This is a genomic window from Falsigemmobacter faecalis, assembly GCF_003863335.1.
Lineage (GTDB): Bacteria > Pseudomonadota > Alphaproteobacteria > Rhodobacterales > Rhodobacteraceae > Wagnerdoeblera > Wagnerdoeblera faecalis.
The window spans coordinates 1-16,551 of the sequence record NZ_RRAZ01000048.1 but is presented as its reverse complement, the minus strand read 5'-3'; the positions used below and the strand labels follow the sequence as shown (position 1 = coordinate 16,551).

General features: G+C 61.9%; 11 protein-coding genes and 5 pseudogenes. 11 read left to right on the top strand and 5 right to left on the bottom strand.

The features are described from left to right. Positions 1-201, top strand: a 201-nt coding sequence (locus tag EG244_RS21155; RefSeq protein WP_233589075.1) for a hypothetical protein, incomplete at its 5' end; no start/stop codon positions are given. Positions 202-448: 247 nt separating this feature from the next. On the opposite strand, the pseudogene EG244_RS21660 reads toward EG244_RS21155, so the two are convergent. Beyond that, positions 449-643, bottom strand: a pseudogene (locus EG244_RS21660) (IS5/IS1182 family transposase); the annotation flags it as partial. A 1,216-nt stretch (positions 644-1,859) separates the two neighbouring features. On the opposite strand from EG244_RS21660, the gene EG244_RS18855 reads away from it, so the two are divergent. Next, positions 1,860-3,020, top strand: coding sequence for an LLM class flavin-dependent oxidoreductase (locus tag EG244_RS18855; protein WP_124966709.1), 1,161 nt, complete (start codon positions 1,860-1,862; stop codon positions 3,018-3,020). A 63-nt stretch (positions 3,021-3,083) separates the two neighbouring features. Here the strand turns inward: EG244_RS18855 and rsgA are convergent, their stop codons facing one another. Continuing rightward, positions 3,084-4,154 carry a ribosome small subunit-dependent GTPase A gene (gene rsgA, locus EG244_RS18850; protein ID WP_233589074.1) on the bottom strand — a complete coding sequence of 357 codons (1,071 nt, stop codon included), beginning with the start codon at positions 4,152-4,154 and terminating at the stop codon, positions 3,084-3,086. A gap of 544 nt (positions 4,155-4,698) precedes the next feature. On the opposite strand from rsgA, the gene EG244_RS18845 reads away from it, so the two are divergent. The 5 genes from EG244_RS18845 to EG244_RS18825 all read left to right on the top strand — a co-directional run bounded on the left by EG244_RS18845 (position 4,699) and on the right by EG244_RS18825 (position 11,742). Continuing rightward, entirely contained in the window at positions 4,699-5,721 is a 1,023-nt protein-coding gene (locus EG244_RS18845; RefSeq protein ID WP_124966708.1) for an ABC transporter substrate-binding protein, read from the top strand. An 88-nt stretch (positions 5,722-5,809) separates the two neighbouring features. Then, positions 5,810-6,721 (top strand): ABC transporter permease, encoded by a 912-nt coding sequence (locus EG244_RS18840; protein WP_124966707.1) that lies wholly within the window; start codon positions 5,810-5,812, stop codon positions 6,719-6,721. After that, positions 6,714-7,814 carry a quaternary amine ABC transporter ATP-binding protein gene (locus EG244_RS18835; protein ID WP_199738033.1) on the top strand — a complete coding sequence of 367 codons (1,101 nt, stop codon included), beginning with the start codon at positions 6,714-6,716 and terminating at the stop codon, positions 7,812-7,814. The genes EG244_RS18840 and EG244_RS18835 overlap by 8 nt, the downstream gene beginning before the upstream one ends. An 848-nt stretch (positions 7,815-8,662) precedes the next feature. Beyond that, complete coding sequence (locus EG244_RS18830) at positions 8,663-9,640, top strand: glycosyltransferase (RefSeq protein WP_124966706.1); 978 nt, start codon at positions 8,663-8,665, stop codon at positions 9,638-9,640. 8 nt (positions 9,641-9,648) lie between these two features. Continuing rightward, positions 9,649-11,742 carry an NAD-dependent epimerase/dehydratase family protein gene (locus EG244_RS18825; protein WP_124966705.1) on the top strand — a complete coding sequence of 698 codons (2,094 nt, stop codon included), beginning with the start codon at positions 9,649-9,651 and terminating at the stop codon, positions 11,740-11,742. 61 nt (positions 11,743-11,803) lie between these two features. Here EG244_RS18825 and EG244_RS21590 read toward each other — a convergent pair. Continuing rightward, a pseudogene (locus tag EG244_RS21590) lies at positions 11,804-12,238 on the bottom strand (integrase core domain-containing protein); the annotation flags it as partial. A gap of 12 nt (positions 12,239-12,250) precedes the next feature. Continuing rightward, positions 12,251-12,391 (bottom strand): annotated as a pseudogene (locus EG244_RS21585) (IS3 family transposase); the annotation flags it as partial. A gap of 72 nt (positions 12,392-12,463) precedes the next feature. On the opposite strand from EG244_RS21585, the gene EG244_RS21580 reads away from it, so the two are divergent. From EG244_RS21580 to EG244_RS18800, 4 genes and pseudogenes are all read left to right on the top strand, one after another. Beyond that, positions 12,464-12,796 carry a transposase gene (locus EG244_RS21580; protein ID WP_158617365.1) on the top strand — a complete coding sequence of 111 codons (333 nt, stop codon included), beginning with the start codon at positions 12,464-12,466 and terminating at the stop codon, positions 12,794-12,796. A gap of 543 nt (positions 12,797-13,339) precedes the next feature. After that, positions 13,340-13,528, top strand: a pseudogene (locus tag EG244_RS21145) (IS30 family transposase); the annotation flags it as partial. 147 nt (positions 13,529-13,675) lie between these two features. Next, positions 13,676-14,212, top strand: a complete 537-nt coding sequence (locus tag EG244_RS18805; RefSeq protein ID WP_124966703.1) for a GNAT family N-acetyltransferase — start codon at positions 13,676-13,678, stop codon at positions 14,210-14,212. A 630-nt stretch (positions 14,213-14,842) separates the two neighbouring features. Next, entirely contained in the window at positions 14,843-16,246 is a 1,404-nt protein-coding gene (locus EG244_RS18800) for a YncE family protein (protein WP_124966702.1), read from the top strand. Here EG244_RS18800 and EG244_RS18795 read toward each other — a convergent pair. After that, positions 16,243-16,482, bottom strand: a pseudogene (locus tag EG244_RS18795) (IS481 family transposase); the annotation flags it as partial. The gene EG244_RS18800 and the pseudogene EG244_RS18795 sit on opposite strands and share 4 nt — an antisense overlap. Positions 16,483-16,551: the final 69 nt, after the last annotated feature.

The window sequence follows — 16,551 nt, the reverse complement described above, 5'->3', positions numbered from 1 at the left end:
GCTACAAAATCAGCGCGGCTGTTCCAAATCATTCGACGACGGACAATTGTGGCAATCGAAGCCCTGATCCGTGATATCGAGAGCAGGATCCGAAGGCTGATCTGCGCCTCTGATAACATCCACGAACCCGGCTCCATGACAGCTGGACAGGCAGCTGCCATGGCAGGCCTGGCACCATCGCCCAGGACAGCGGCGCCCTGAGAGGACGCCGTAGGATTGCTGGCGGGCGAAGGGACTTACGGCAGGCGCTGCTTCAGGCAGCGCGCGCGGCTTCCCTGCACAATCCAACTCTGAAGACCGCAGCACAGCGTCTTCGCGATAAGGGAAAGCCCCATATGTCGTGCTCATTGCAATCGCCAGGCGGCTCGTGGCGAGTGCGAATGCCATCCTCAAATCAAGGCAGAAATGGAGTGCTGCAACCGGAGAGGAACACAGTTGTCAGGCCTCACAAACGGGCGTTCCTGCGCGCTATTGCACCTCTGGCGGCGATGGCATCGGGACAGGTGCGTGTGTCGTAAGTCCGGTCAGAGGTCACGCAGGCGATCATCACTTGAGAAGCGATCTGGTTGCGCAGATCAGACAGGACCGGTGCATCACCGATGGCACTGGAGGTGACCCCGACGGCACGGATCTCCAGCGTTTGTCCGCAACCGCGATGTGGATCCTGCGCCGCGCAGACCTGGTCCGCCACTGGTCAGGGGCCATGGCGAGCGTGGCGTTTGGAGCCGCCATGTGTGCGGCGCTGCCATTCGCTGCTCCCCTCCATCCTGATCCCCTGCGCCATTGGGCCCAACCCATGGCGCCTCAATGGCGCAGTCGGTCAGGGAATGGCTTTCAGGAGGTGTTCCAGCAAGTCCCACGCGGCTCTGCGGCCGGCCTTATCGACAGGTTGTCATCACAGGAAATGTGGTTGTTCTGTCAATTCTAACAAAGAGATAGAGCCAATCTTCGGGCAAACGAACCCCGGATCGTTTTCTGATCCTCCTCACTCCCGAGCTCCAGGCTCAGTTCTGCGGGCCCTCAAACCTGGCGTTGAGCCGATGGCGGCAAGTACTCAGTATCGCAGTGCGGAAGGCCTGCGTGGTCGTGGTGCTGCCATGACGAATTTGACCCCAAGGGCTTTCTTCCAAGCTATCGAAAGGACCGTACCATCAGACCATGGATCAAACACACAGGGCCAGGGAACCTCGTTGCTTCAGTGGCTGGTCCTGTCGCGGGACCTGGAAGGACAGCTCATGCCAACAGCGCCGCAGCATCAGGCAAGAGACTGAATCCAAAGAGACCTGTGCAACAAAACCCGTCTGACAGGCCCCAGGCCCTTCGCCATCTCCTGCGATCTCACAACCCGCCATCTGATGGTCTCCAGACACGGGACGCATCCTCATTCCGGCCCCAGCCTGGTAAAAAGGCGCGCGAAAGCTGCGGCGGGTCCGGCCGCACGTCAGCTTCCGGAGCGGGGGGCTGAGCCGGAAATTCGGCGCCATGCCCGAGCTGGTTTCCGGCAGAGATCGGCAGAGATCGGCGGTTGGGCCTGCCCTTGCCATGCCGTCGGCGGTCTTGCGCAGCGAGTGATCCAGAGCTGGCCGAAAGCTTTGCGCGTGACCGCAGGACGCTTCTGATCGTGAACAGGACATCTTCTTTGCCCGCCGCGTCGCCCCCCCGGTGATCTTCAGGCGTGAGAAAAGTGAGCCCGTCCAAGACGATTTTCGGCGGACCGCAGACCCGGAGCTGCAGCAGCCCTGTCTTCGCGGCACGATCGAACGCGCGGGAGGGTCTTTCAGGCCATAAAATTGTCTTGCCACAACCCCGCCCTGCCTTCAGCCTGAAGCTGCGGAGAGGAGCCGCACGGGAGGGTAACTATGATTGACAGACTTCGCTTCGGCATCTTTATGGCGCCGTTTCACAAGCCGGGTGTGAACCCGACGCTGGCGCTGCAAAATGACCTTGATCTGATCACCTGGCTGGATCGCTGCGGCTATGATGAGGCCTGGTTCGGAGAGCATCATTCGGCGGGATCGGAGATTATCCCCAGCCCGGAGCTGTTCATCGCGGCGGCGGCGCAGAACACGAAATATATCCGCCTTGGCACCGGGGTGGTCAGCCTGCCCTATCACAACCCGCTCTGGGTGGCGGAGCGGATGGTGTTTCTGGATCACCTCACACGCGGGCGCGCCATTCTGGGCGTCGGGCCGGGGGCTTTGCCCACCGATGCCTCGATGGTGGGGCTTGATCCGCGCGAAGGGCGTCCGCTGCAGGAAGTGGCGCTGAAGATCATCATGCAGCTTTTGCAGGGGGAAACCGTCACCTTCAAAAACGAACGCTGGGACCTGCGCGAGGCACGGCTGCATCTGCAGCCCTACACCAAGCCCCATCTGGAAGTGGTGGCGGCGGCGGTGGCCTCTCCCTCAGGGGCGACGCTTGCGGGCACCCATGGCGCGGGCCTTCTGTCGATCGGGGCCACCATGCGCGACGGCTTTGACGCGCTGGCCTATAACTGGAACATCGCCGAAGAGACCGCCGCGAAACACGGCAAATCCATGGACCGGCGCGGCTGGCGCCTGGTGGGCATGTGCCATGTGGCCGAGACTTATGAGCAGGCGGTGAAAGACGTCGAATACGGCATCGAGCATCATTTCAAATACTTCCAGAACGTGGCCGCTTTCCCGCAGATGGCGCTGCCGGGCAATAACGTCCGCGAGATGGTGGAATTCGTCAATACCTCCGGGATCGGGGCGATTGGCACGGCGGATATGGTGCGCGATCAGATCGACCGGCTTTGGAAGCAGTCGAACGGCGGTTTTGGCTGCTATCTGATGATGGCGCATAACTGGGCCAACCAGGAGGCAACGCGGCGCAGTTATGAGATCATCGCCCGTGATGTCTTCCCGCATTTCCAGGGCCACTACCAGCCGATGATGGATGCGAACGACCGCGCCGCCGCGCGCCGTCCGCAGCTTGCGGCGACCCATGTGAAAGCGGTGGAAGAGGCGACAGCGCGCTATCAGGCGCAAAAGGGCTGACCTCAGAACAGCGCCGCCCGCAAAAGGGCGGCGCTGTTTATTCTGTGCCGATGGCCCCGGGGCTCAGCGCCGGTTGCCTGCCGGTTTGACTTTACGGTTGCCGCGCGGGCCGGTCATCACCGGGGTATTGGAGATATTTTCCTCCGAGAGCTTGCGCCAGCGCTCCAGCCGCGCGGGATCAAGCGATCCGGCTTTGACGGCAGCCTGCACGGCGCAGCCCGGCTCATGGGCATGGGTGCAGTCGCGAAAGCGGCATTCCGGCGCCAGCTCTGTGATCTCGGCAAAAAGGACCTCCAGCCCGATCGAGAGATCGCTGACATGCAGGGTGCGAATGCCGGGGGTGTCAATCACCGTCCCGCCGCCCGAAATGGCGTGCAGAGAGCGCGAGGTGGTGGTGTGGCGCCCCTTGGCATCGTCTTCGCGGATCGATCCGGTCAGCTGCGCCTCTTCCCCGGTTTTATCGGTCAGGGTGTTGAGGAGCGATGATTTTCCAACCCCCGAGGAGCCGACCAGCGCCACGGTCTGTCCTGCCCCGCACCAGGGGGCCAGGATGGCCTTTGCGCTCTCGGACGTGGCGTCAAGGCTGACCACCTCAAGTCCGCGCTGCAATCCGGTGACCTGATCGCGCCAGAAGGCCGGGTCATCGACCTTATCGACCTTGGTCAGAACGATCACCGGACGGGTGCCCGCCTCATTGGCCAGCGCGAGATAGCGCTCAATCCGTGCAGGGTTCAGATCGTCATTGCACGACGTGGCGATAAAGAGGGTGTCGACATTGGCGGCGATCAGCTGCTGCGCGCGGGCCCCTTCGGTGCGGCGCTGCAAAAGGCTGCTGCGGTCCAGCCTGCGGACCAGCAAAGCGGTCTCCGGCTCGGCCAGCACCCAGTCGCCAACCGCATAATCCGCGGTGCTGGTCTGCGGCGGCAGCACCAGGCGCAGCGTCTCATCGGCCGATTGCGCCGACATGCGCGAGCGGTGCACATTTGAGATACGCAAAGGCTGCAGATGCGCCTCATCGGGCGCGATCTGCGCGGCAAAAAACGGCGACCAGCCAAGGGCTGCCAGGGTCGGGCGGTGGGGATCGGTTTCTGATGTCACATCCACCTGAATGGGGATATTTTTGCGCCATTGCAAGCCCCTGGACCTGCGGCATTCGCGGGTGATCTTCGCCGCTTCAGGCCCTCGTCTGCCCGCAGATCGGCCGCGACGCTCCGACCGGGATCGCTTTGGGAGCCACCCGCCTTTTCGACAGACACCGCTGCCCCCCTGATCTCTTTGCGTTTTGCACAGCTGCGCGCGGTCGAAACCTGCGGCGTGACAAGGGTTTGCGCCCGGCAAAGCCTGGGGGCTGAGCCGCCGCGGGGGGAGGTAAATTCAAGCCTGAAACTCTCGCTCACGACCCATAATTATTTATATATAACAATATCTTACCAGAAAAATTCCCTTAACTGTTGTGTTTCACGACATTGTGGTTATGCTCTGATCACCTTGTGATGAGGTTATGCGCCGCGGGAGTCTGGTCTCCCCCATCTTTGCGCTCTGTGCCGTTCTTTCGGCACCCGGCCCTTTGCGTTTTTCGCAGTTCATTCGGGCCATTTAATCCAGCGGGTCGTCACAGGGGCAGCGCCTGAGGCGGGTCTCCTTTTTACGCTGCACAACGACGAAGGACAGTAATGTCATGACGAAGTTGTCTGAGATTTCTCTCATCGCACTGGTTGCAGGTGCGCTGTTTTCACCCCTCACCCTTACCTCTGCCCATGCGCAGGAGAGCGATACCTGTGGTCGCGTCTCGATTGCAGAAATGAACTGGGCCTCGGCGGGATTCGCCGCCTGGGTCGATAAAATCATCCTCGAAGAGGGTTATGGCTGCCGGGTGGATCTGATCACCGGCGATACCATGCCGACCTTTACTTCGATGAATGAAAAGGGCGAGCCTGATATCGCCCCTGAGCTTTGGGTCAATGCCGTTAAAGACCCGCTGAACGCCGCCACCGAAGAAGGCCGCCTGATCGTCGCTTCTCAGATTCTGAGTGACGGTGGCATTGAGGGCTGGTGGGTTCCGAAATATATCGTCGACGCCAATCCTGAAATCACCACGGTTGAAGCGGCACTTGCCCGTCCGGACCTCTTTCCGGCGCCCGAGCGGCCTGATCGGGGCGCGGTGATGAACTGCCCCGCCGGCTGGAACTGTCAGATTTCGACCGAGAACCTGTTCCGCGCCTATGATGCGGGCTCAAAAGGCTTTGATCTGGTCGACAGCGGCTCGGCGGCGGGCCTCGACGGCTCCATCGCGGGGGCGGTGCAGCGCGAACGTGGCTGGCTTGGCTATTACTGGGCGCCAACCCCGGTGCTGGGTAAATATGAGATGGTCCGCCTTGATATGGGCGCAGAGCTTGACCGCGCGCATTTTGATGCCTGCACCGCGGTTGCCGACTGCCCGGACCCCAAGCCCAACGCTTATCCGGTCGCGGAAGTTTTCACTGTGGTCACGAAACGCTTTTCCGAAAGCAATGGCGTGGTCATGGGGTATCTGCAGACGCGCTCCTGGGGCAATGATGTACTGAACGAGGTTCTCGCCTGGATGGACACCAATCAGGCCACCAATGAGGACGCGGCTTACCATTTCATGGAACAGCATCCTGACCTCTGGAAAGCCTGGCTGACCCCTGAGATCACCGCGAAAGTCGAAAAAGCGCTCTGATCTGCGACAGCGTCGCGGCTCTCTCCGTGCCACCCCGGGTGGCACGGACCGCGCGCTTATATTCTGAAGTCAAAAAACAGGAGTGCCCATGGCCTCTTCCTGCTGGGGTCTGCCCGAGTTTCTCTGCGCAGCCCCCGAACTCAGCAGCAGCACCCTGCGCCAGATCCGGCGCAGCATTGATGGCGGTTTCCGCGATCTGGTGCGCGAACTTTCTCCGGTGATCGATGCCGCAACCGCGCCGCTGCAGGTGGCGCTGAACGGGCTGGAGAGCCTGTTTGTCAACACGCCCTGGATCATCACCCTGGCGGTCCTGGTGGCGGCGGCGGGTGCGGCAAGCCGCTCGTGGCGGATCACGCTGGGCACGCTGGTCGCGCTTCTGGCGATCGGCTGGGTCGGGCTTTGGACCGATACGATGATCACCCTGTCGATGGTGACCGTCTGCACCCTGGCGGCCGTGAGCATTGGTCTGCCGATCGGGATCTGGATGGCGCGCTCGGATCGGGCGCAGCGGGTGATCTCGCCGGTGCTGGATGTCATGCAGACGCTGCCGAGCTTTGTTTATCTGATCCCGGTGGTGGTGATTTTTGGCATCGGCAAGGTGCCCGGTATGATCGCCGTGGTGATCTATGCCACGCCCCCCATGGTGCGTCTGGCCAGCCTTGGCATCCGTCAGGTTGACCGCGAGGCCATTGAGGCGGCAGATGCTTTTGGCTCTTCTCCGCGCCAGAAACTGTGGAATGTGCAGCTGCCGCTGGCGCTGCCAACCCTGATGACGGGTGTGAACCAGACCATCATGATGTCGCTGTCGATGGTGGTTGTGGCCTCGATGGTCGGCGTTGGCGGGCTTGGCAAGAATGTGCTGCAGGCCATTAACAATCAGTTTTTCACCGTGGGCTTCATGAACGGCTTTGCCCTGGTGGCCATTGCCATCGCCTTTGACCGCGCGTCTCAGGCCTATGGCAAAAGATTGCAGCGTCATAGGGAGACTGTGGATGAGTGAAGAGCTTTCCGACACCGATCTGACTGCCGCAACTGTGGTGCCGGACGAGGATGATACCGTCACCGGCATCTCGATCCGCAGCCTTTACAAGATCTTCGGCCCCGAGGCCGCCCGTCATGTTGAGGCCGTAAAAGCCGGCATGACCAAGACCGAGCTGAACCGCCGCCACGCCCATACCCTGGGGCTGCGCGATATCACCACCGATCTGCCCGCCGGTCGGATCTCGGTGATCATGGGGTTGTCGGGCTCTGGCAAATCGACGCTTCTGCGCCATGTGAACGGGCTGATCCAGCCCACGGCGGGGGAAGTTCTGATCGACGGCGAGGACGTGGCCGCTCTGTCAGAGACGCAGCTGCGGGATTTCCGCCGCCGCAAAACGGCGATGGTGTTTCAGAAATTCGGCCTGCTGCCGCACCGCACGGTCATGGAGAACACGGTCTATGGCCTTGATATTCAGGGCATAGACCGTCAGTCCAGCCGCGCGCGCGCCGCGCATTGGATCGAGCGGGTCGGGCTGAAGGGCTATGAGGACCGCTACCCCTCGCAACTTTCGGGCGGGATGCAGCAGCGCGTCGGTCTGGCGCGGGCGCTGACCATGGATGCGCCGATCCTGCTGATGGATGAGGCCTTCTCGGCGCTTGATCCGCTGATCCGGATGGATATGCAGTCGGTGCTTCTCGACATCCAGAAAGAGGTCAGCAAGACAATCGTCTTCATCACCCATGACCTCGATGAGGCGCTGCGGCTGGGGGATAAGATCGTCATCCTGCGCGCGGGGGAAATTTCCCAGCAGGGCAGCGGCGAAGAGATCGTCCAGGCCCCCGCCAATGACTATGTGCGCGCTTTCGTCAAAGAGGTGAACCGCGGTCGCGTGCTGCGCCTGCGCAGCATCCTGCGCCCGAAGCCCCGCGCCGGGGACTGGCCACAGCTGGAACTGCCCGGGGCACTGACGCTGGAGGAAAGCGCGCTGCGGCTGCTGTCGAGCCCCGAAAGCGCCGTCACCGTGCTGGGCCGTCGCGGCCAGCCGCGCGGCGTGGTCAATATGGACGATATCATGAAAGCCATGCTGATCCAGCCTGCTCAGGCCATCTGAGCAGGGCTCCTCAGGCCGCCGACCCCGGATGCGGCGGCCTGAGGAACGGCACCAGGAAGCCGTCTTCTGTCCGACTTTTCCCGCAAAATGCCCGGAGGGGTCGGCCATCCCGTCGGAAACCCGCTCCCCGGCGTGATTCATACCCCGCCGAATTTGGCCTCAGAACCTGCTTTGCAAATTTTGACGCGCGGGGGGGGGGCCTGTCTCAGGCCTGCTCCTGCAGCGCGCTGATGGTGCTGCCTGACCGGTGTTCGCGGATCAACACCGCGCCCCCGGGGCCACCTGGTTGCAGCCCGGTCCCGCTGAGCCTGCCTGAGACCGTTGCGCCAGGCGCCTCTCTGCCCTGTTCCGCTTCGACCTCCCGGGCCATAACGACCCGGGAGGCGCGCAGCGTCCGGTCTGGCGGGACCTTGCGCCAACATCGGAGGCTTGTGCCTTCGCATGCCTCCGGACCCGGTGCCTGACCGGGCCAGGCCGGACAGTCACGTAACGGGCGGAATATGTCCGGAACAAAGGCCGTCATGGCCGACAGCCGCCGCGCCCCGCGACCCGGATGGTCACAGGGAAAGTGCAACATCCGTCTCCCCGGCTGCCGAAGTCGCGATTTCAGTGCAAGCTGTGAGATGACCGCTTTCCAGGAGGGACCATCGCAGACGCCTCCTGGCGCAGGAATGCCGTCGAAGGGCGGCCACAGCACAAAGACCCTGTCGATGGCACATTGGAACGACGATTAAGATGTGTCTTAGTGGCCGGGGGCCTGTAAGCTACCGTAAAAGCTTTGGCATGCTATAGAGCAGTACAGGTGCCCGGCGACCCTTCAGATGATCTGTTTCGGAATGAGAAAAAATATGGACAGACCTTCCCTTGGGGCCGTTGCAATCGGGCGCAACGAAGGCGACAGGCTGAAAGCCTGTCTGCGGTCACTGACCGCTGTCTGCGATCTGGTGGTCTATGTTGACAGCGGCTCCTCGGATGACAGCGTGGAATTTGCGCGCAGCCTCGGGGTCCATGTGGTCGAGCTGGATCAGGCAAGGCCCTTTACGGCCGCAAGGGCGCGCAATGCCGGATTTGAGAGACTTGTGTCGGAAAACAGCCCCCCCGAATTTGTGCAGTTCGTCGATGGCGACTGCCGGGTCGAGGCGGGCTGGCTTCAGGCCGGACTGACAGAGCTGAGCGGCGATGCGCGCCTCGGGCTGGTGACGGGCTGGCGCTCAGAAATCCATCCGGAGGCTTCGGTCTATAATGCCATGTTCCAGATGGACTGGCACCGGCCGGCCGGGGAAATTGCGACCTGCGGCGGCGATATGATGGTCCGCACGAAAGCCTTTCGCGAGATCGGCGGCTTTAATCCCCGCGTGATCGCCGCCGAGGACGACGACTTCTGCCTGCGCCTCGGCAAAGCCGGCTGGGCGCTCAGAAGGCTGCCGGTGCTGATGACCTGGCATGATGCCGATATGAAAAGCTTCGGGCCCTGGTGGAAGCGCAGCATGCGCGACGGCCATGGCTTTGCCCAGGTCGGTCAGATGCATCCGCCGCATTTTCAGCGCGAGCGCCTGCGCGTCTGGGGTTACGGGCTGGTTTTGCCGCTGATTTTCCTCGCCGGACTTCTGCTGTTCCCCTGGCTCTCGCTGGCGGTGCTGATGATTTACGCGCTGTCCTGGCTGCGGACCGCTGCCGGCCTTCGGCGGCGCGATCTGACGCGCGGCATGGCGATCAGGCAGGCCGCTTTGCTGACACTCTCAAAAATACCAAATCTTTTTGGCATGTTGACCTATTACCGTCGTCGCCTCAGCGGAGACGACATGAAAATCATTGAGTATAAGTAGAGGCTGCTATGAAGAATTTTCGCGTCGGCATTCTGGGTGCCGGCTATATCGCCACCTGGCACGCGGATGCCATTCGTGCCACCCCGGGCCTTGAGCTTGCGGCGGTTTGCGATCAGTCCTCTTCTGCAGCTCAGGGCTTTGCCGCCGCCTATGGGATCAAGCCCTTCAGCGACCTTGAGGAGATGATCGCAGCCGGGGTCTGCGATGCGGTCCACATCCTGACGCCGCCGCCGCTGCACCACCCCCTGGCGCGGCGCTGCCTTGAAGCGGGGCTGCATGTTCTGGTGGAAAAGCCTGCCGCGCTCTCGGTGGCGGAACTCGATGAGATGGCAGAGGCTGCGGAGAAGTCCGGGCTGACGCTGGGCGTTTGCCACAATTTTCTGGCTCTTCCCTCTTTCCGGCGGCTGAAAGAAGCGCGCGATAACGGGCTTCTGGGCGTCGTGTCGGATGTGCAGATCAACTGGTCGCTGCCCCTGCCGCCGCTGCGCTCGGGGCCCTATGGGATCTGGCTGCTCGACGATCTGCGCAACCTGCTGCTGGAGCTGGGGCCGCATCCCTTCTCTTTTGCGGTGGATCTTTTTGACGGGCTTGAGATCGAATATGTCAGCCTTGGGCAATGGATCACCCTGCCCGGGGGCGCGCAACGGCCGCAGAGCTGGCGCATTCTGGCGCGCGCGGGGGAAGTCGCTGTTACACTCTCGCTGTCGCTGGTGGAAACCGTGGATGACCGCTCGGTCACGCTGCGCGGATCTTCGGGGATAGCGCGGATGGATTATGCCGCCGACACCTTCGTGATGAGCCGGGACAATACCGCTGAACTGGTGCTCAATCCCTTGCGCAAAGAATTGGGCAAGGCCGGCGCGCATCTGCGCGAGGCCTTGGTGAATGCCGCCCGTCAGGCCGGCTCGCTCAATCAAAAAAGCCCCTATGGTCTGAGTTTTCGCAATACGATCGCAGCCTTTTATGACGGTCTGCGCCGCGGCAGCCCGGACAGGCGCTTCTCGATCGCTCAGGCGCGCAAAGTCATTGCGGCGATTGAGAGCAGTCTTGCACTTGCCCCTCAGCCGGTCGCTGCGCCTTTCGTGGCCAGGCAGGCCGCACGCCCCCTCGCGCCAAAGATCATGGTTATCGGCGGCACCGGCTTCATTGGCCGCAATCTGACGCGGCGTCTGGTCGATCGCGGTCATGATGTCCGGGTGTTGTCGCGCGGCAAAAGCGGTCCCTTTGACGATCTGACCGATCATATTGAGCTGTCGCGGGTCTCGCTGCGCGATGAAGAGGCGCTGCGCCGCGCTATGGAGGGGATGGATTATGTGTTCAATCTTGCCCGCTCCAATGATCGGACCTGGAGTGAGGCGCTGGAAAATGATGTGGCGACCGCGCTGCGGATCTCACGTGCGGCGCGGCAGGCCGGGGTCAGGCGGATGATTTATACCGGCACCATTGCCTCTTACGACATGTCGGATCCCAACCGTGTCCTCACCGAAGACACGCCTTTCGGCGAGATGGAGCAGCGCAACCTCTATGCCCGCTCCAAGGCCGAATGTGAGCGGCGGCTCCTGGAGGCGCAGAGCACCGATGGGGTCGGCGTGACGATCGCGCGCCCCGGCATCGTGCTTGGCCATGGCGGCCCGCTGCAGCATTGGGGGATCGGTCGCTGGCATGGCCCGGGCGCGGTCCGCCTGTGGGGAAGCGGGCGCAACACCCTGCCCTTCGTGCTGGCCGATGACGTTTCGGACGGGATGATCGCGATGATGGATCAGCCCGGCATCGAGGGCGAGTCCTTCAACCTGATCGGCCCCCCCATGCTGACCGGGCGGGATTATTTCGATGAAATCCATCGCCGTCTGGGTGCGCGGATCCGCGTGACAACCTCTGACCCCAATCTGCTGTGGGCTGCGGATCAGCTGAAGCAGGGTCTGAAACGCTATGTGCTGCGGCACAAAGATGTCACCGGGATCACCCGGGCCGACTGGAAGTCGCGGTGCCATCTCTCGCGCTTTGATAACGAAAAACCGCGTCGTGTCCTGAGCTGGGCGCCGGAAAGCAGTCGGGAAGCGTTCCTCGCCAAATCCATCAATGAGCCCCATCTGTTCTGGTGACCCTGAACTGAAATGACCCGGGCCGAATGGCATTCCGTCGCGGTTGCCAAATTCTGCGGCGTTACAGACTGCCGACAGCCCGTGTCAGTTTGATCAGCCCCGACATCTGGCGGATGGGTGTCGGGACTGATCTGTCCGGCTGTGAAGTCCATATTTTGCAGATCTGTTCATAAGGCGTGAGGCCGCTGAGTGTCTTTCGTCGGCGGGCAAAGTTGTAGGCGGCCATGAAGTCGGCCAGATGCGTTCACAGCTGATCGTGGCGCTCGTAGTGGAAGCGTTTGACGGTCGAATCCTTGATCGTGCGGTTCATCCGTTCGACCTGTCCGCTTGTCGGAAAAACAGTCCGCCGGACTGTTTTTTGATCCTCCAAACTCCAGGGATGGTTTGGCTGGGTCAGCCGGTGTTCGATACCGTTGGCCTCGCAGATCATGTCGAAACGCATCTGCCGGAAGGTGGCGGTATTTCGATTGCGGGGCTGATCGGCAAACTGAATACCCCTCGCCATTGTCGTGTTGGCCGAACAGCCGATCCTGGTCGCGATCGGGACGATAGCCTGCCAACGCGCCCCATGCTGCGCCTCGTTGTCGAGAACCAGACGCAGGGCGCGGTCACGTACTTCAGGGGAAAAGCTGTTCGTTGTCTTGCTCATGATGCTCTGTCCTGCTCAGGAGTTGGAGCCGCCGGCAAACTCGGGGCGGTTCAGGGGTCAAATACCCTGCGATTGGTTTGCCCGACGAACATCATTCAGGCCTGCCTGCCCCTGAAGCTGTTGTTCGGGCTGCTTTTGCGACAGGCCACAGGGTTGATTGAGCGCCTCTTGACGCTGCCTGGACTACCTTGGCCAGCACCTGACTTTAGCCCGCTGAGCCGTCGCCGAAACACATTGAAGGTGGCGATCCCCTATCAGGGCAAAGAAGGCCTGCATCTCCTGAGCGACACCGAGCCATTGAGGCGCCCTTGGTCCGGGCCCAATGGCGAAGGGAGATCAGGGTGGCGGGGGAAGGCGAGTGGCAGCGCCGCAACATGGCGGCTCCAGGCGCCACGCCCGCCATGATCCCCGGACCAATGGCGGACATGGCCCGCGGTGCAGGATCAAAGGCGCCGTTGGTGAGCAAACATTGGAGATCCGGGCCGTCGGGGCCACCTCCAGTGCCATCGGTGATGCACCGGTCCTGCCTGACCTGCGCAACCAGCTCGCGCCTCAAGAAGATATCACCTGCGGGATGGCTGACGGTGCCTGCGACACACGCGCCCCATCGCCGCCAGAGGGGCCACGTCAGTCATACCGCCCCCGCAGGAACGCCCGTTACGGGGCAATGACGCTCTGCACAGGCCCAAAGGTCTCGGTCGCGCCCTTTGGCGGAAACGGAACGGATATCACCGCCGCAGTCGGGTGGAATCCAGGATGAACTGCATCAAACAGCTCGGCCAGCGCCTCATGGCCAAAGCCTTCGACAGACAGCTCGCAGAAGTCCGGATCCGTTCGGAGATCCTAAGTTGCTTCACGGCAATCGGCACGCGGACCACCACCCGTGTCGCAGAAGCCACGCGGGCTCAGGGCAGGTCTGACCTAAAGCGGATGCACGCAACAGCGCCGCGGAGAGGCACAAAGGAAAACACCAACCACCTCTTGCGCCACTATTTTCCTAAGGGCACAAACTTATCTGGCGACAGTCAGGCAAAGCTCAGCGCGGTGGCAAGACAGCTCAATGAACGTCCCCGAAAAACCCCTGGCGACAAAACACCTGCGCAGCAGTTGCAGGCCTGTGTTGCCGCCAACCGTTGAGCCCACCAAAGCAGACAGTCGAGCGGCCTTCAGCCATTCGCCATGGCGCTCTGCTGCCCCGCGCAGCGGCGGTCTGAATGGTCCTTGCCCTGCACCCCCGGATTGCCGATGCCACGAACCACTGCCCCCGGACCGAAAGCACACCCCATGAAACCGATCGAAACTGACCGCCTCATTCTTCGAAACTTCCGCGGCGAGGATGCGGGCGGGCTGTTGGCTTACCTGGAATCGCCGGTCGCGAGCTGCTTTCTCTCGCTGACCCTGCGCGACATGGAGGCCGCCATGGCCGAGGCCGACCGACGCGGCGCGGATGACACCCAGATCGCCGTTTGCCTCAGGAACAGCGGCCAGTTGATTGGGGACCTGTTCGCACATCCCGAGGAGGACACCGTCTCGGTCGGATGGAACTTCAATCCGGCATTTTCACGACAGGGCTACGCGTTCGAGGCCGTCCATGCCCTGTTCGCAGATCTGTTCGGGGTCAGAGGCATCCGCCGGCTCTATGCCTTTGTTGAGGATCACAACCTGCCCTCGCAAAAGCTCTGTGAGCGGTTGGGAATGCGACAGGAGGGGCTGTTCCTCGACTTCGTATCCTTCCGGAATGATGATGCCGGTCAGCCGATCTATGAGAACACCATGCAATACGCGCTGCTGCGCCGGGAATGGGATGACCTCTGCAGGTGACAGGTGCAGATGAAGCGCTCCGGCGAGGTCATTCCCGAAACAGGACAGGCTGATTTAGGACGGATGGGGCTGAGAGCGCTGCTACGACTGCCCGCTATGAGCGCTTCGCGTCACCCGGTATCCCGCCTCCTGCCCTGTCGGCCGGTAGGATCAAACAATTCTTGCGATCACGAACGGCCGCTTTGCGGGAGGAAGGGGGCGCCTGCTGAGGCAGCGACACGTCTTTTCCTGCGGACCTGAACGAGCTGCCCCCTCGGCGGGAACCTGCCGGGCGCAGACTTGGGTGAGCCGCATTGAAGCTCTGGCCAGGAGCTCAGGTCTGTAATCGCGTTGAGACAAAAGTGAAATGCCGCAAGGACTTCGGCGAATGTACCGCCGCAGGCGATCCGGAGCGTCAAGCGGCAGTTGCCCTTCGCTGTCTCTCTCAGACAAGTGGCGTTCGACGGCTCAGTCATCAAACGCTTCACGGGTTCCGGCCCTGGAAAGGGCTAACCCGGCCAGCGGAGCGCTTTTGCAATAGCGCCATCACACTGCGGCGATGGTATTCATCGCATCAGCCCCGCACTAATAGTTGACAAAAATACAAAGATTTAGTCTTTCGCAGGAAATGATCTCAGAAGGACAGCCCTGATGACCCCCTCCCCGCTGCGCGCACTCCTGTTGGTGCTGACATGCCTGACGCCTGCACTGGCGCAGGCCGATGTGAGCTTTCCAAAGCCGGAAGACTTCAAAGGCCGCTGGCGCGTTGAAAGTGCAACACCGGGTCTTCCTGTCTATCCGGGCGGCGCAGCGACGATCTCGGGCAGCGGGCTGCAGCCGGGACAAAAGGTCTGGCTTCAGCGTGGGCCGCAGCGACTGCTTGAGACCCCTTTGGTCGCTGATGACAAAGGCGCTGTTTCGGTTGAGGTGGCTGTTCCGCAAAGCGCGGCGCGGGGGCTGCACCCCATCGTTGCGCTTTTGGAAGAGCCCTCCATGACCGCGCTGATCGATCTGAAAGTTTCTGGCCCGCTTGAGCATCTGAATGTGGACAAATGGTCCGTTACCGAGCGGCAGGTCACAAAAGGGCTCTATCAGGCGGCCTTCAGCGCGGCGGAAGGGGCGCTCTACGTTGCAGGGGCCGATTTTTACACCGGGGGCTCAGAACTGGTCAAACTGAACCCCGACACGCTTGAAGTGCTTGCGCGGATCACGCCCGCAGATTTCCCGCAGGAGCAAAGGGTGGAAAAGAAGGGCGGCAAAGGGATGGCGCTGGCGCCTGCCGGGGTTTACGGCGTGGCGACGGACGACAGCCTTGGCCATATCTGGGTGACCAATACGCCCGACAATACCATCGCGGTTTATAAGCAAAGTGACCTGTCGCTGGTCCGTCAGCTGCCGCCTGGCTCGGTCTATCATGCCCGCGAAGTGCTGGTTGACCCGGAGAGCAGACAGGCTTTCGTGTCCTCTTCTGCCAGCAGCAGGGTCTATGTTTTTAACAGCGAAACCTTTGAGAAAACGGGCGAAATCGACATCCGTTCGGCTGCGCGCGGCGGGGATTTTTACGTCATGAACCTCGCCCACAATCCGCAGCGGGGCGAACTTTACGTCACCAGCCGGATCAGCAATGAGCTGGCGGTGGTTGATGTGAAAACGCTTGCGGTCAAGCGTGTGCTGCCGCTTGCCGCTGCGCGCAATGCGACCGGCGTTGCGACGGATCCGGCGTCGGGGCGGATCTTTGTGGCCGCGCAGGACAGCGACAATCTTCTGATCCTTGACGGCGAAAGCGGCGACATTCTGCACGATGTCACGGTGGGGGCCGGGGCGCTCAGCGTGACCTGGGACGCGAAAAACGCGCTGGCCTGGGTTGCCTCGCGCGGGGCGGGCAGCCTGTCGGCGGTGGATGCGGAAGGCAGGCTTGTGGCCCATCTTGAGGGTGGCAGCTACGCCAATCACATCACCACCGACGGCAGGGGCCGCATCTTTGCGCTGAACAAAGCGCTTGGTCCGCAGGACCCGAAGGCAGATTTCCTGCGCGTCATCACCCGGGCAGACTAGGTGTTCAATCCCGGCATCTGGTGGATCGGATCGAGAATGAATCTTTCCGGCTCTGCAGCCCGGATTTTGCAGATGTATTCCCAGGGCGTGAGGCCATTCAGGGTCTTCAGCCGGCGGGCGTAGTTGTAAGCGGCCATGTCGTCGCCAAGGTGCGCCCTGAGCGGCTGATGATCCTGATAGTGGAAGCGCTTGACCGTTGCCTCTTTGATGGTTCGGTTCATCCGCTTCACCTGTCCGCCTGGCAGGAAAACAGTCCCCCGGACTGACCTGCCACGGGATTTTTCCTCCATCTGCGATTAGAGTCC

What these genes read in the sequence shown, in the direction of transcription:
- EG244_RS18800 (WP_124966702.1), top strand. Translation starts at nt 14,843, where the DNA reads ATGACCCCCTCCCCGCTGCGCGCACTCCTGTTGGTGCTGACATGCCTG.
- EG244_RS18805 (WP_124966703.1), top strand. Translation starts at nt 13,676, where the DNA reads ATGAAACCGATCGAAACTGACCGCCTCATTCTTCGAAACTTCCGCGGC.
- EG244_RS18840 (WP_124966707.1), top strand. Translation starts at nt 5,810, where the DNA reads ATGGCCTCTTCCTGCTGGGGTCTGCCCGAGTTTCTCTGCGCAGCCCCC.
- EG244_RS18825 (WP_124966705.1), top strand. Translation starts at nt 9,649, where the DNA reads ATGAAGAATTTTCGCGTCGGCATTCTGGGTGCCGGCTATATCGCCACC.
- EG244_RS18845 (WP_124966708.1), top strand. Translation starts at nt 4,699, where the DNA reads ATGACGAAGTTGTCTGAGATTTCTCTCATCGCACTGGTTGCAGGTGCG.
- EG244_RS18835 (WP_199738033.1), top strand. Translation starts at nt 6,714, where the DNA reads ATGAGTGAAGAGCTTTCCGACACCGATCTGACTGCCGCAACTGTGGTG.
- EG244_RS18855 (WP_124966709.1), top strand. Translation starts at nt 1,860, where the DNA reads ATGATTGACAGACTTCGCTTCGGCATCTTTATGGCGCCGTTTCACAAG.
- EG244_RS18830 (WP_124966706.1), top strand. Translation starts at nt 8,663, where the DNA reads ATGGACAGACCTTCCCTTGGGGCCGTTGCAATCGGGCGCAACGAAGGC.